Source organism: Heyndrickxia vini, from assembly GCF_016772275.1.
GTDB lineage: Bacteria > Bacillota > Bacilli > Bacillales > Bacillaceae_C > Heyndrickxia > Heyndrickxia vini.
In genome coordinates, this window is the sequence record NZ_CP065425.1 from 2,223,664 (window position 1) to 2,238,371 (window position 14,708).

At 33.7% G+C, this 14,708-nt stretch carries 12 protein-coding genes and 1 pseudogene; all 13 read right to left on the minus strand.

The features are described from left to right. Nucleotides 1-88 precede the first annotated feature (88 nt). The 13 genes and pseudogenes from I5776_RS11225 to I5776_RS11280 all read right to left on the minus strand — a co-directional run bounded on the left by I5776_RS11225 (nt 89) and on the right by I5776_RS11280 (nt 14,702). Nucleotides 89-1,132 (minus strand): SDR family oxidoreductase, encoded by a 1,044-nt coding sequence (locus I5776_RS11225; protein ID WP_202776503.1) that lies wholly within the window; start codon nt 1,130-1,132, stop codon nt 89-91. Between the two features lie 197 nt (nt 1,133-1,329). After that, nucleotides 1,330-1,746: a VOC family protein gene (locus I5776_RS11230; protein WP_202776504.1), complete on the minus strand. Its 417-nt coding sequence runs from the start codon at nt 1,744-1,746 to the stop codon at nt 1,330-1,332. 354 nt (nt 1,747-2,100) lie between these two features. Next, a complete protein-coding gene (locus I5776_RS11235) occupies nt 2,101-2,478 on the minus strand; it encodes a PH domain-containing protein (protein ID WP_202776505.1) in 378 nt (125 codons plus the stop codon). Nucleotides 2,479-2,922: 444 nt separating this feature from the next. Then, on the minus strand, nt 2,923-3,744 hold the full coding sequence (locus I5776_RS11240; protein ID WP_202776506.1) for an MBL fold metallo-hydrolase: 822 nt from the start codon (nt 3,742-3,744) through the stop codon (nt 2,923-2,925). Nucleotides 3,745-4,458: 714 nt separating this feature from the next. Beyond that, nucleotides 4,459-7,610, minus strand: a pseudogene (locus I5776_RS11245) (DEAD/DEAH box helicase). Nucleotides 7,611-8,424: 814 nt separating this feature from the next. After that, nucleotides 8,425-8,550, minus strand: a complete 126-nt coding sequence (locus I5776_RS21625) for a hypothetical protein (protein WP_281397216.1) — start codon at nt 8,548-8,550, stop codon at nt 8,425-8,427. 245 nt (nt 8,551-8,795) lie between these two features. After that, on the minus strand, nt 8,796-9,479 hold the full coding sequence (locus tag I5776_RS11250; protein ID WP_202776507.1) for a DUF2726 domain-containing protein: 684 nt from the start codon (nt 9,477-9,479) through the stop codon (nt 8,796-8,798). 27 nt (nt 9,480-9,506) lie between these two features. Then, nucleotides 9,507-10,505 (minus strand): HNH endonuclease, encoded by a 999-nt coding sequence (locus I5776_RS11255; protein WP_202776508.1) that lies wholly within the window; start codon nt 10,503-10,505, stop codon nt 9,507-9,509. A 17-nt stretch (nt 10,506-10,522) separates the two neighbouring features. Continuing rightward, nucleotides 10,523-10,843: a nucleoside triphosphate pyrophosphohydrolase gene (locus I5776_RS11260; RefSeq protein ID WP_202776509.1), complete on the minus strand. Its 321-nt coding sequence runs from the start codon at nt 10,841-10,843 to the stop codon at nt 10,523-10,525. Nucleotides 10,844-11,170: 327 nt separating this feature from the next. Then, nucleotides 11,171-11,698 carry a hypothetical protein gene (locus I5776_RS11265; RefSeq protein ID WP_202776510.1) on the minus strand — a complete coding sequence of 176 codons (528 nt, stop codon included), beginning with the start codon at nt 11,696-11,698 and terminating at the stop codon, nt 11,171-11,173. A 34-nt stretch (nt 11,699-11,732) separates the two neighbouring features. Then, a complete protein-coding gene (locus tag I5776_RS11270) occupies nt 11,733-12,035 on the minus strand; it encodes a PDDEXK family nuclease (protein WP_202776511.1) in 303 nt (100 codons plus the stop codon). 570 nt (nt 12,036-12,605) lie between these two features. Then, nucleotides 12,606-12,887, minus strand: a complete 282-nt coding sequence (locus I5776_RS11275; RefSeq protein WP_202776512.1) for a hypothetical protein — start codon at nt 12,885-12,887, stop codon at nt 12,606-12,608. A gap of 93 nt (nt 12,888-12,980) precedes the next feature. Then, nucleotides 12,981-14,702: a hypothetical protein gene (locus I5776_RS11280; protein ID WP_202776513.1), complete on the minus strand. Its 1,722-nt coding sequence runs from the start codon at nt 14,700-14,702 to the stop codon at nt 12,981-12,983. Between the last annotated feature and the right edge of the window lie 6 nt (nt 14,703-14,708).

Below are 14,708 nucleotides of genomic sequence, written 5' to 3' on the forward strand. Positions count from 1 at the left end.
TTTAGATAAAAATCGGCTCTTTCCTTAACGAAACGAAAGAGCCGATTTTCTTTTCATTATTTTCCTTGGCTTGTTGGAAAACGGATACTCATAAAGTCTCCTTTTTCACGTTTTGAAACCAAGTCTCAAGCAGCTTCTGCTCTCTTTCACGTGGTATCCCCGCTTTTCGTTCTGTATCCCGTCTCGTCTTCTCCCATTGATATACATCAAAAATAGTATCTTCAAGTGGTCTGAAGGAAAGACCGGCGTTAACAGCTTTTTCTATACTGATGAAAGAACTGCCTTTCCAAGGTTCAGTTTCACCTTCTAAAGGGAAATGTTCAGGAATCCATAACGGCATCTCCGTCCATGGCTGTACATTATGCTCATGTATAAATTGTTCTTCTGCCCACACAAATTCAGCATCACTGTTTGTGATAACTTTACAAGTGTTCAAAAGCTCTTCGAATGTCAATTCTTCATTCGGTCCTGTTACATTAAACGTCCCTGCTTCTCTTTTTTCAGCCATATTGAAAACCCATGTTGCTACATCCTTTATGTCAATCAATTGAACAGGTCGATCCGGACGTCCCGGCACCAATACTTTTCCACCTTGCGCTACACGCTTAACCCAGTAAGGGAGCCGATCTGTATAGTCGAACGGTCCAACAAGCAATCCGGCTCTTACATGCAAAACTCGTCCTGGCCAATGTTTCTCTGCCTCTTCTTCACATAAGACTTTCAATGCGCCGTAATACTCATAAGGAGATAGTGCCCCATCCTCAACTTCTTTCAGTTTATCCGATGGCATGGATTGTAAATGATAATCTTCCGTAATATGCGGCGGAATCCAATCTTTATAAACAGAGATGCTGGAGATATACGTATAATGTTCCATACTATCCCCTAGTACAGCTGCTACTTTTTTCATTTGATGAGGAGCGAATCCGCATGTATCCATGACAACATCCCATTTACGGTTTCCCAAAAGCGATACATCTCTGTCTCTATCTCCAATTATGTGCTCCACTTCAGGAAAAATCTCATTATTCGTCCCACGATTAAATAAAGTGATTTCGTGCCCTCTCTTTAATCCTTCTTCAACCAATGCTCTGCCTAAAAAACGAGTACCTCCTAATATAAGGACCTTCATATTTTTCCCCCATTCACTTTATGAACTTCGTAAAAAACCTTTCGATATAAATAACGATTTTTCATAGTTAAAAGTTACGCAGCGTACGAAATCTAGCTAAAAAACAAAACCTTACAATGACACCAGGCTGAGAATTAATTGAAAGAAACCTGTAGTGGAACTAGTCATTCGTGAAAAGAGAATGCCGATTGTTAGTGTTACGCTTTTTTGGTTGAATCTAGAACATCTAAATAATGCTGATTGTACATAATGCCAAGAATATTCCCAAAGGGATCCACTACAGAAGCAGTGATAAACCCCTTTCCACGCTCAGTGGGTGCCTCGTACTCTTCCGCACCCATCGACATCAATTTATTGAAGGTTCCTATCACATCATCAACGTGCCAATACACTATGACACCGGCAGGGCCCGTCTTAGCACTATTGGGCGCGTAGGTACGATCAATAAGCCCTAATTCGTGCTGATAATCGCCGAGGCGAAACTCAACATATCCCGGTCGTTCGAAGTAAGGTTCGATGCCCAATAGCTTGGCGTACCACTTCTTTGCAGCTGCTAGATCATCCGTCCAAAAACTAACTGTGGTAAGTCCACGTAATGTCTGTATATCGTTCATAACCAATCTCCTCCTCTAAGTTTAGTAATTTGACTAAGTTACATCTTCATATAAACTTCGATTTACCTATGATGAATCCCTTCAGATATTATAGAAAATAGCCCGATTACGAACAAAAGCAGACCAACGTTAAAATTGGAAGAACTTAGATTGATTGTAGGGAAAATTCCGAAGTTTTCTTGTCGATAAGAACTAGACAGACGTAGACACTTTATGTAACAAAGTTATTCACAATGTGTAAAATTTATAATTTCTTACACGAGGAAAAAGACGCAATTCCATTTCTAGAATTGCGTCTTTGATTTAACAATAAAACAAGGCATATTTTAAAAAACAACGTTTCTCAAAATTTCATTAGCTACAAACGGAAACTAATAATTTCTGAATATCATATATTGCTTTATCTTTTTTGAATTGTTTTGATATAGCCGGTAACTGTGCGCCCGATATCCATATTTTTAATTCAGCATCAAGATCAAAATGACCAGCTGTCTCTACACTAAAATGCGATATGGATTTGTATGGAATCGAATGAAAATCAACTTTTTTACCTGTGATCCCCTGTTTATCTATTAATAATAAGCGTTTATTTGTAAATACAATTAAATCTCTAACTAGTTTAAATGCAACATCCACTTCTTCACCATTCGCCAAAAATTGACCTACTTCTTTAGTAACTTCTCCTTTATCCATAGTTGATGCATTACCTAATAATCCACTTAATAAACCCATAAAAAGTCCCCCCTAAAAAAAAATATATATAATAATTTACGGACTAAATACTCATTAATTCTTAAAAAATAAGACATGCAAATGCATAGACGTGAAAAGAACGCACGCTTTCCTTTCGGACAAAGCCCCCTGGTATGGCAGCACTACTCTGCGGCTCATAAGCCCCATCCCATTAATCAATTTGTTTGGCAATGTCAACGACCTTCAGAAGTGAAAGCTTCATTCTACAAAATAAGAGAGTGCCGTGAATAGATAAGAAATCGTCATCTCCAATACAGGATAAATCAGCATCTCTGCAACGAGACACATTTGGTCCAATAATTAGATAGAGCAATAAGCATTCTTACCATTTTTTTAATCTAAGCATCATGATATATAAACCACCCCATCGGATCGGCTGTCGTCAGCCAAACTGTTAATTTCCAATTGGGTTTACAGATATTATTAAGATGTCTTTTGATATTCTTCCAGCACAGAATTAATAATATGAAGGGAATTCCATTCACCAAAGGAAAAACGAATAATGGGATATTTTCTAGGGAACAGAATTTCATTAATTTGCTTTGATGTCTTGCCCTCATCATACAGATCTAAAATTTTTCCCTGCAGGTCTAGAAGGTACTCCAGCTTTCGCTTTAAGGCAGATCGGCCATCATTCAAGTAACCGGCATGGCAGCAAAAAACATCAGTAAAATCATAAGTTAGTACTTTTTGCAAAGAATTGATAATGTCCGGAATGCTTTCCTCCCGCAAGACTACCTTTGTCTTCTCCTGGCAATATAAATCGCCAGTAAAAAGCTGACCGGTCTCACTATTTAAAAATGCCAGGTGATCTTGAGAGTGCCCCGGGGTCTTGATCACTTTCCATGAGGCATTTGCAGAAGAAAACGAATCTCCAATTGATTCTGCCCGAAACGGCCGGCGTCTTCCCCAATATAATTGGCGATATAATGGATAATCCGGCTCCTTCGCGCAATATTCAATCATCATGTCATTCATCAAAAGCGGAACTTGAAGCTCTTTCTGCAATAAAGCGGCACAACCGGTATGATCCTCATGATAATGCGTCATCACAATTTGCTGAACTTCTAGTTGTTTAAAAAATGGGATAAACTCCTTCTCCAATGACTTTGCCCCTGTATCAATCAGTACGCCATCGAGGGAAAAACAATGGACATTTAGTTTTACACCTTGAAACGCGATGGATCCGTTGCCTATCTGCACTCCATTTACCGATTCTTGGGTAAAGTTTTTTTTAAACAGCATAGGTTCATCTCCCTCTAATCGTCCTTTTTTCATGGTAACACAAAATGAATACTCATTCATTGTTTTTTTTAAAACTCTTCTTAACTAAACATTTCGAAGGGTTTCATACTCCCAAAAGGGGCAGAGATGTCACCCTCTACCAAAAAGCTGTCGTTTAGGTAGCGTTCGACTTGAAGAACTCATTGTTATTGAGATTTTATGGGTATATTATCCGGCTATGGAAGGATAGAGTCAATTAAAATTCGGATGTTTGCATAGGGGTCTTTATTTCTATTGAGGTATAATTAATTATAGATATATGGAAAAATTTAATCACATTCGCTTCTTATTTCACGGTTAATTTCCAAATTCAGTTATTTAATAGATCCAATTAACGTTTTTTGCAGCAATTAAAAACTTAATCACTTACATTTTAAAATTCAGTATATTATAATTAATATAAGAAGTACGGTGGCTAAAGGTAAGTGTAATCCTTCACCTATTTAGCGTACAGGGAGGGTTACTTTTCTTTCATTATCATGACAATCAAAGTGGCAAAGCTGATCATCAATACCAGCGCCTCGAAGATGTCATTGGCAATACCTCCTTTCTTTCTGTAACATGGTCACGTGACAAGAAACGGAACAGGCGCCACCGCCCTTCCTGCTTATTTAGCTATAAATATACAACCATAGATACACATAAGAAACGTATGTTCTTATCGAAATCTATCAATTATAAAATATTTTTATTGGCCCTCGGTACCAAATACGAAGGCATTTCCTCTCTCAATCTCCATATAAAACTCATCGGCTTATTATCCATATGTTTCACATAATCGGCGGTTCCTAAAAATACAAATGGCGAGGTATATCCATTTTCTTTCTTATACTCTCTTACGAATAAAGCAATTTGATGATTTCTTTCGCGATGCTGGATATATCGTTTAGCTGTTTCACTAGTTTCCGATACTCGACTTTGTGTTTGCCAATGAAATAATCGCTCATTTATCGCGTAATCATCATAGAGAGTTGATGGAGAAAATTCTTTGTCTGATTTATTCAATGTTATAAAGAAAATATCGACGTTTTTATCCTTAAAATGTTTTACTCCTTCTCGAAAAGCTGGTGATTTCACCTCATTATAATAATCAAATGCAGCCATTATCTGCGAAGTTGTATACCTACAATGTACCTGTAATGGGCAAGAAAATGAAAAATCATTTTGGATCTCCATCGTCTCAATAGACTGATATAAATATTCGAGAATCGCAATAATCTCTGTTTTAAACGCAGGAACAGAAATTATTTTATGAATTCCCTCCTCAATGGATGATAGTCCTTCTTTTTCAGGAAAACCCTTATAAAAAGTATAATAAAGCATAGATAACATTATTTTTTCTTTATCATCGCTAACTTTTCCTTCCTTCACATAGGAAAGCATAAAACGAATTAATGTAGGCGAATTTATATGGAATAAGGAGGGAAGTCGACTTGTAATCATTTTTTCATTTTCACAATCGAATTCGGTGCTAATTCCGGCCTCTACGAGCATTCTACTAAAACTCCGATCACTGTTTTTACCATAAAAATTATATAATGATAGATGATAATGGTGAAGAAAGTTTGCTAAAGTTAGCGGTTTACCGGTGTCCTCCTCAAAATACTTCATCTTCGCGATAAGATTGCTTTTTGTATTTGCACTGCTTTTAATATTCCGCAAAATATAATCACTTGCTTGCTTTTCTAACTGGATAAAACAGCCTTTAGGCAAATTAAAAAATCCATTCTCTACATAATACTGAACAGAATGTTTTGTTTTTCCGAGAAGGGCTTTAAATTTTTCCTCAAAGTTATAGTTTTTATGGGCTTGGCCAACGAAATCTAATACGGTTAAACATTCCTTCTCTTCATGAATCCTTAACCCAAGTCCAAGCTGCTGTAAGAAGACAGTTAAGCTTTCGGTTGGTCGCAGGAATAGAATTGTATTTACTTCGGGAATATCAATTCCTTCATTGTAAAGATCTACTACAAATATAAATTTGATTTCCCCAATAACAAGTCTGTCCTTTGCGTCTTGTCTAATTTTCGCATTAACATTTCCATACAATGCAACAGAGGGAATACCCGCTGCATTAAAAAAATCAGCCATGTACTTCGCATGCTCTATCGAAACACAGAAGCCAAGACCTTTTACTTGGTCAATATCTGTCACATATTTATAAACACTTTTTACGATGTTATTGCTTCTTAATGAATTAGAAGTGTAGACATTTTCCAATTCTTTAATTTCATATCCCTTTCTGCTCCACTTTAATTTAGATAAATCAACAACATCACTAACGCAAAAATATTGGAATGGACTTAATAGTTTTTGATTAATAGCCTCAGTTAATCTCATTTCCGCAGCAATCGTTTCATCAAAATACGATAAAATATTTTTACCGTCCATTCGTTCTGGTGTTGCGGTAAGCCCTAATAATATTTTAGGTTGATAGTGATCTAATAATTTTTGATAAGAATCCGCTGCAGCATGATGAAACTCATCAATTATGATAAAATCATAAAAATCACTCGTTGTATGTTCATATAATCTTTTACTATTAAAGCTTTGGATACTAACGAATAAATGGTCCAATGATCCAGGTTCATAATTCCCCACTAACAGATCACCGAAATTAAAGTCCTTTAAAATCGCACGAAAAGTATCTAAACTTTGTTTTAATATTTCCTCACGATGTGCAACAAATAAAAGCTTTGCTTGTTGACGATGTTCCCGTTTAAAACGGCGGTAATCAAAGGCGGAAATAACCGTTTTTCCGACTCCGGTAGCAGCCACTAATAAGTTTTTCATCCTGCCATAAATATCCCGTTCTACTTGCAGCTTCTCTAATATCTCCTTCTGATAAAAATAAGGCTGAATATCAAAGGCAAAATGAATCAAGTTTTCATTCTGAGATTTGGATTTTGACAATGCTTTTGTTAACTGTTGGAGGTCTTCTTCACTAGAAGGATCAAATGTTCTAAACTCACTATCATTCCAATAGCTCTCGAAAGTAGCTTCAAACTTTTTGATAATATCAAATGAATCTTTCTCGGTTACTTTTAAGTTCCATTCCAATCCGGAAGTTAAGGCCGGGTTTGTCAGGTTGGATGAACCTATGTAAGCAGTGCTAAAACCAGTTTCTCTTTTAAAAGATAAGCTTTTGCATGAAGTCGTGTTCTTTCCACATCATAGGAAATCTTCACTTTCGTATTTGGTAGACTGCTTAGTTCTTGAATCGCTTTAAGATCGGTAGCTTCCATATAGGATGTTGTAATAACCCGAAGCTTTCCACCTTTATCTGTAAAATTTTTTAACTCTTCAATCATACATCTCAATCCGCTCCATTTTATAAAAGAAACAAGCATATCAATAGAATCGGAACTAACGATCTCCTTCTTCAATTCGCCAAGCATATTCGGCTCATAATTAGATCCAGTAAATAAGGAACTTTGAGATATAGATGTAACCGGGCGAATCACAGGAGTTTTTTGAATACTTGCAGTCGAATTGATTCGGGAGTAAATAGATGTTAATACTTCTGCCTCTTCTTCAATTTTCAATGCATTGAATTCTTGATCACCTAGATTCTCGCTTAAAATCGTTATAATTTCATTACATAGATTGATTTGATTTAACAATGCAACTTTATCATCATTTTCATTATCTCTTACGAATTTCAAAGCTCTTCTCGTTACATGAGAAATATAGCTTGAAAGCATTTTCCTAGCTTCTTCGACATCCAACTTTTCCTTACCTATCTCGAATGTTTGATTAGGAATTTGTTCAAGTTCCGTTTTTAATTTGTGCGTGATGATTTCTTCGTATATGCCTTGTTTGAGCACCTTTGAGGTCACCTCTTAAATTATGAATATATCATTTAATCTAACCATACTTTTTGTATATATTTAAAATAACAGAAAATATTGTAAATGTTAAATTGAAGAGTTAATGGCCGAAATTATCTTTAGTTGTTCATGATCATTAATTTGTTACATAGCTATATTAATATTACTTCATCCCTTTCATTTTAATATTTCGTATATTATAATAAGTATAAGAATACAATAAAAATGACCGATGATGTTCTAGCATCAACGGTCAAATAGCTACTCCGCAAGAAGTGTGGTGGCTAAATCGTAAAGAGTAACCCTCCCTTCACCTATTAGCGCAGGGAGGGTTACTTTTCTTTCATTATTAGGAATATCAAAGATGCGAAACTGATCATTAAAACCAGTGCCTCGAAGATTGTCATCGGCAACACCTCCTTTCTTGCTGTGACCTGGTCACGTGACAAGAAACGGAAAACGGTGCCACCGCCCTTCCTGCTTATGTAGTTATATTAATAATATTACACCGCCCACATCAAAAACATATGTTCTTATACAATTTTTTCATCTTTTCCAAAGACAACATTCAAGTAATGGATTGATAACTATCGTACAATTTCAAAGATCAGAAGCAGAACCGTTGTATGTTGATTATTCAAATAGATTTGTAGTAACAAGTTATTCTAATACTTTCTTTTTACGATCGAGTATATTACAATTACTATAAGCATAATTTAAAAAGAACGCCGATGTTCGAGCATCAGCGTTCAATTAGCTACTCCGCAAGAAGCGCGGTGGCTAAAAAGTGAAAGAGTAACCCTCACCCTATTTAGCCGTCAGGGAGGGTTACTTTTCTTTCATAATCAAGACAATCAATGATGCGAAACTGATCATCAAAACCAGTGCCTCGAAGATTGTCATCGGCAACACCTCCTTTCTTGCTGTGACCGGTCACATGGCAAGAAACGGGAAACAGGTGCCACCGCCCTCCCTGCTTATGTAGCTAAATTAATAATATCACAATCCCCATATCAGAAACATATGTTCTTATACAATTTTTTCATCTTAATACAAATCCTCTACTAACTATATGTCCATTGCTCTCAAATCCAAAATATGTATAATGAATTTTATCCCTTTATAGGTGATTCGCTCTCAATTTCATTGGGAAATATAAATGATCTTTAATAATTTCCCATACTAGTCAATGTCAATCGTCTCCCTACATTTAGGATAATTTACGCACCCATAAAACTGTTTTCCTTTATTTTTTCCGCTTTTTGCTGTACGTAAAACAAAGGGAGATTTACATTTTGGACATTTAGGCACTTCATTAGTATCTTCCAATTTTCCTAGACTGGTAGTTCCTCTTATAGTTGAAACAAATTGTTCATAGTTAACAATAGACTGTACCTTTTCTTGTACTTCTGAAATTGTATAAGCCTTTTTATTTGAAAATCGAATTAGCTTTAAGCCGGCTTCTTCATATAATCGATTAACAAATTCATCTCTTTTTATACGATCATCCCTAGCGTGGGACGTATCGTCTAGTTCAATTCCACATACGGGTTTCATCGATTGTGCAGAACAAATTAAGAAATCTACGTGTTTTTTACTAATTTTATTAAAATACGTTTGATGTTTACTTCTATCTTTTTCCGTTACAAAGAAGATGTCTTTCAAAGACACTTTGGGGCATATTGCGTATTGATTCGGAATTACTTGCGTTAATATTTTATAGAATGATAATTCTGACGGAGACAAAAAGTCGTCTCTAATGCCATAGGGAAATGCATCTAACGTATTGGTAGTTGTTTTACCACCTAAATTTATTCCAAACAACTGAAATAAATAACCTAGGCATCCCGGGTTGTTATTCGTCATGGATCAATCTCCTTTATACGTGACCAATTAATTAATTCGCTTATTCGGAATCCAAATATCCGTGTATCCGTTATCAATTGAGTATTGATAAAGTTGCTGCAATTTGTTAGCTGTATAAACTTGCATATCCTCTCTCAATTGAAACGAAGAAATGGTTAAAAAATGATCATTACGATCAATAAGAGCGTGTAAATAATCGGTATCTGCTAGTTTATCACTTTTAGAAAGGTTGCAACTGCTGCAGGATAGAACTAAATTCCATAATTGATCCGCTTGGACAAAGCTCCATGGAATAAAATGATCCACATGGACTCCATCCTTCTTTTTGATAGCTTTCCCGCAGTAAAAACATTTCCCATTATAAAAAGATTCCAGAACAGAATAAAACTGATCTAACGATGATCGTTTCGATACATTTTCCACTTTTAATAAAAGCTTTGTTGTATCCCCTTTTTCATTAAACTTTTCAAGAAACAATGCTAAATGATAATTCGTTAAGTAGGTTAATACTCTTTGGAAACGTTGCATAAAGGAATAAAATGAACCATTTAGTTTAACAAACTCTTTTTTATTATCAAAATCATAAATTGTACCATTTGTATCACCGTAAATAGCACCCATCACATTTAATTTACAACGTTTCTTCACTTTAGAAATAATATGTAGCTGAAGTTCACTTGAAAGTTTATCAAATACAAGTGTATTTGGTATTTGTTGCTTCGCTTGTGCCTCAAGTAAAATATGTTGGACTTCTGATTTCTTCCCTATCATATTAATTTGATTAAGATCATGATGAATAACAAGGTTCCAATATATTTTTGCAAAACTACTAAACAATTGATCATAGCTTAGTTCAAGGCTTGCATTCACGTTATATAAGTTTTCAATTATTGATTTGATAAGGACAAATTTATATGTAGTTGAATTCTTGGATTTAGGTGAAAAAATATAATTAAAACAGCTCCAAATATCTTTATCTGTTAGATACGATGATTGCATTTCACCTATTTGTAATTTATGACTCATAGCTCACCTTTTTATTTTTATTCTACTTCAATTAAGAAGATCTTTTCCGAAAATCCTCCTCTTTCTTTTGCCTTTTGTAAACGAATTTCCTCGACTTGTTCAATAGTTGCACCATGATATTTAGATAAAGCATGAATAACTTCCAAAAGATCGGCTAATTCTTCTATTGCTTCTTCATTGAATTCAGCATTCATGTACTCCTCTAATTCTTCTAGGCTTTTCTTCTTAAGCTCTTTAAAATATTCATTGTGTGCAAGCACTCTAGTAGAGCATTGTTTTCCAGTGTTTTCGATAATTTCAGGGATATGATCACGGACTAGTTTGTTATAGATAGGCATTTTTAACCTCCAGAAAAATTAGATAGTAATTGTTTGTACATGGAATGCTAATATAGAATTTTTTTAATAAGATAAGATAAAAGAAAAGTCCTAATAAGGACTATTTCTCCAAATATATTGCTAGATTTGCCTTTAGTTTTTGAATAAACTCATAAAATTCAATAAAAATTTCGAAATACTATTATCCTCGTTCTTCCAATGGAAGATTTGTATCCAATTGTAATCTAACAACTAATCTCAGCCAATCTTTATTCTTCAAACCTTCACTTAATTATATCGGATTTCCCAAGTTTCTTTTAATTCATTAAAGTAATTTTCCGCAATATTTTAAATTGTTTTTGTTCCTTCTAGGACGTTGGATTCCAATGAAATTGCAGAAGTGCCATCATTTTTATAACTAAAAACATAATTCCAAGGTATACCTAAAAATTTGTGACCTTTAAAATAATTTCTCTGCCCTCCGTATCTACCAGAGTAGTTCGTTTGAGCGATAATTGATTCCTCAACAGCTTTAAGAAATTCAATGACTTCCTGGTCACCTTGAATGGTCCTTTTCTGTTTTTCCGCTTGCTTCCTTACATAATAGTTTTCTAATTTATATGGTGAAATAATTTGCTTTGTATCAACGATTAAATCATCGTTTAATTTAAAAGGTGTAATCGATACACATTTAATATCAATATTGTTTTCAAAAAGCCATGTACGTACAGATAAGATTCTCTTATCGAATTCCTTCCCAACAATAATAATTCGTTGAATACCATTTAGCGTTGCATTAAGTTCATCCTCATCTTCCGCTTCTAAAAATTCCAATAATGATTCTTTTGGATTTAAATTTTCATGGTGTATCTCCACATATTATGTAAAAATATCCAATATATCTTGTGGACTAAGTCTGGCACAATAGGATGCATATTTTAACGCTTTGGAAATCTACGTTGCTACCAGAGGTGTCTCTTTTTACTTCGATAATCACGACATTGCCATCTCTATCAAGAGCAAGTAAATCTAGTCCTTCATTTACTTCGAATTTATCATATTCATGTCCAATAATTAATAGATCCTCACCAAGTATCTCAGGGCTTTTTCGAATCCATTCTTCAATATGTTGTCGTTCTTTTATATCATTGTCCGTAAAAGTTGTTTCAGATATTTCTATAAGCTTATTTTCTGTAGTTTCCAATCGATACAAAATTGCTACACTCCTTTGTTAATAATCATTTTGTATGATACTTAAATCCGTTTTATCGAAGTAATATAAGATGAGACTATTGGTTTCACTATATTTAATATAATTTCTTAATTTGTCCATTTATCAGAATTTAATATCAATAACTTGGAACGTCTTTTTGAAAAAGAAATAAAGCCTGTTATCAACATGATTTTCCCACTAGAAATAGCGAAAAAAAAACATTATAAGGTGGTGTTCGCATTTCGTTAAAATCGTGGTTCTGTTAAATAAGCAAATAATTAGTTCATGATTCTTCCTTCTATGATGCTCACATTGAAGTTTATAAAAAAGCAATGCCAACGATAGTCACTTGTGTCCCCTAAATTGTTTTTTACAATTCACCACATGACTCTAAAATCAATTTCGGAGTGGCTTGGACTTGCGATAATCAAATAATTATCATTAAAATTTTTAAATACGTAAAGTCCATTTTTCTTACCCACAATTCGCTAATTCTTCCAATGCATCCTGATTATTTGATAACCTCCGTGAATTAGTTCTACTCTTCTAAACCTTCTTGCTCTTTATTAGTTATAGTGAATTAAGGTAGTTTTTATAATGATTCAGTGCATTACTGTACATCCTATTTCCTCGGGTATCTTTAACTATAAATTTAGGAATAGAAAGATATTTTAGTTTTAATGTCTCTAACACTATAGGGTCAATAATGTTATACAAACTTCCGTCTATAACATTATATTCTATTAATTCTTTAGAAATAGTTTCTATTGCATTAGCATACTTTAAAATTGTTGATTCTGCTAAACTCGTATTTTCAGTTAACCACATAGTATAACGTTCTTTTCTATTCAATAGTAATCACTCTCTTTCGATGATTGATTTCAATATTTATCATTATAATTATTTATTTAATAAATACATTTTTCGTTTTTGTTTTCATCTATATTAACTAAGCTGATATTCGGACGTTAGTTTAATTGAAGACCATCCATGTTTTTGTCCTTTACTAAATTTCACACGAAGGTTAATTGATTCAAGATTTTTATGCCAAGAAAGAGTATTTTGAATTGCTGTAGGGGCTTTGGTGTAGACCTTTACCTCATCTTCTATTCTTGAATATTCTTTACAATAACTTACATTCTCATCATAGTATGTAACCGCCATCATGGCTTTACCAAGGAGATTTTCAATCCCCCTTTTTAATTGCTCCTGTGTAGCTATTTTTAAATATTCTCCAAGCTCTGCAGCAAGAATTTCTAAACTCTCCTTATGATTAATTTCCCCGGTTAGGAACTTTGTTTTTACTTCATTGACTGCCTGTTCCATAGATCCAACATTGAAGTAAATTGGTCCTAGGATTGTTCCTATTCCTGGATTCTTAGTAGTAATTTTATTGCTCTTTTTAGCAAGAGCTTTTAACGATATATTTTCTATTACGTATTCTTTATCAATCAATAAAATTAATTGTAGATCGCCAGTATCAAGTCGATCGTAAACGTAGTTTTCTGGAATTAACTCAATACTTTCTATTTTAAAAGTGTAATATTTTTGATGAAGCCTTTCACTTATAACGGAAATTATAGTTGATGTAGAACAATAAAGTTTTTTTAAAACATCTGGCTTAACTCGTGAATAATACTTACTTAATAACTCTACACATTCATCGGTTTCAACCTGAGTAACATTGGGAAATTCTTTTAGAAAATAGTAATATGTTAAAGCTTCGTGACACTTCCCAATTGCATTGCTACTATTCGTTGTTTGAAAATATTGATGTGAATTAAGTAAATCTGACATTTTTTCAATTGTTAAATAGTTTATCGATGCTATTTCAAACTCCTCTGGAAATTTTTCATAACTTGCTGCAAGTTTAATAGAAGAAATAGGACTACTTTCGAATTTAAATCTTAGTGTTAAAGCTACTTCTCCATATTTAATTCCAACCGTATTTTTTCCTGACTTATAAATTTGAATATCATTAAATTGAGGAGTTCCCGGGTTAAATTGTTCAACATAAACTTCATTTTCTGCTTTACCATAACTAGTTACTATATTAACGTCCTTTGTCATAAAAAAAACATTATATGCGTAAAAAAAGCTTTCACTTTTTTTGTTGTAAAAATCTGTTAGTAAGGCAAAGCACGATTCTCTTAGTCTGTATAAAAATGTTTCTCTAAATGAATTAATTTCATCCGTAAATTTTGGAAAGTACCCTGATACTAGCTTTTTTAACTCCTTTTTATCTTTTACATAATGTTCCCCTAATTTTATCTTAACAAGGTTAGATAGATAGTCTATATACTCTTTTTCAAATACCTGATTAAATATTTCTTGTAAAGTATTAGATAAAAAATATTTAGAAAAGAAACTTTTTGCTCCCGGATTTTTCGGTTGAATTCTCCCCCCTTTTTTAATCAAAAAAAGATTAACCGATATTTTTTTATTTTTACCAATATACAATACTAAGTCATTAGAATGATCGGGAATATCTGTTTCGAATTTAGAAATTACAGACTCAATATTCGGAAACATATTTGTTATAAAATTTACAGTTTGACTAACTATTAAAGGTAAAGAATTCATTGGCTCTTTTTTTATGTATTGTTGTAAAGCATTATAAACCGATTTTACGTGGTTATCTCCCATTAACTTAGGGTTCTTTTTCATAAATTT

Coding starts and splice junctions, on each gene's coding strand:
- I5776_RS11225 (WP_202776503.1), bottom strand. CDS start 1,132: ATGAAGGTCCTTATATTAGGAGGTACTCGTTTTTTAGGCAGAGCATTG.
- I5776_RS11230 (WP_202776504.1), bottom strand. CDS start 1,746: ATGAACGATATACAGACATTACGTGGACTTACCACAGTTAGTTTTTGG.
- I5776_RS11235 (WP_202776505.1), bottom strand. CDS start 2,478: ATGGGTTTATTAAGTGGATTATTAGGTAATGCATCAACTATGGATAAA.
- I5776_RS11240 (WP_202776506.1), bottom strand. CDS start 3,744: ATGCTGTTTAAAAAAAACTTTACCCAAGAATCGGTAAATGGAGTGCAG.
- I5776_RS11250 (WP_202776507.1), bottom strand. CDS start 9,479: ATGACGAATAACAACCCGGGATGCCTAGGTTATTTATTTCAGTTGTTT.
- I5776_RS11255 (WP_202776508.1), bottom strand. CDS start 10,505: ATGAGTCATAAATTACAAATAGGTGAAATGCAATCATCGTATCTAACA.
- I5776_RS11260 (WP_202776509.1), bottom strand. CDS start 10,843: ATGCCTATCTATAACAAACTAGTCCGTGATCATATCCCTGAAATTATC.
- I5776_RS11280 (WP_202776513.1), bottom strand. CDS start 14,702: ATGAAAAAGAACCCTAAGTTAATGGGAGATAACCACGTAAAATCGGTT.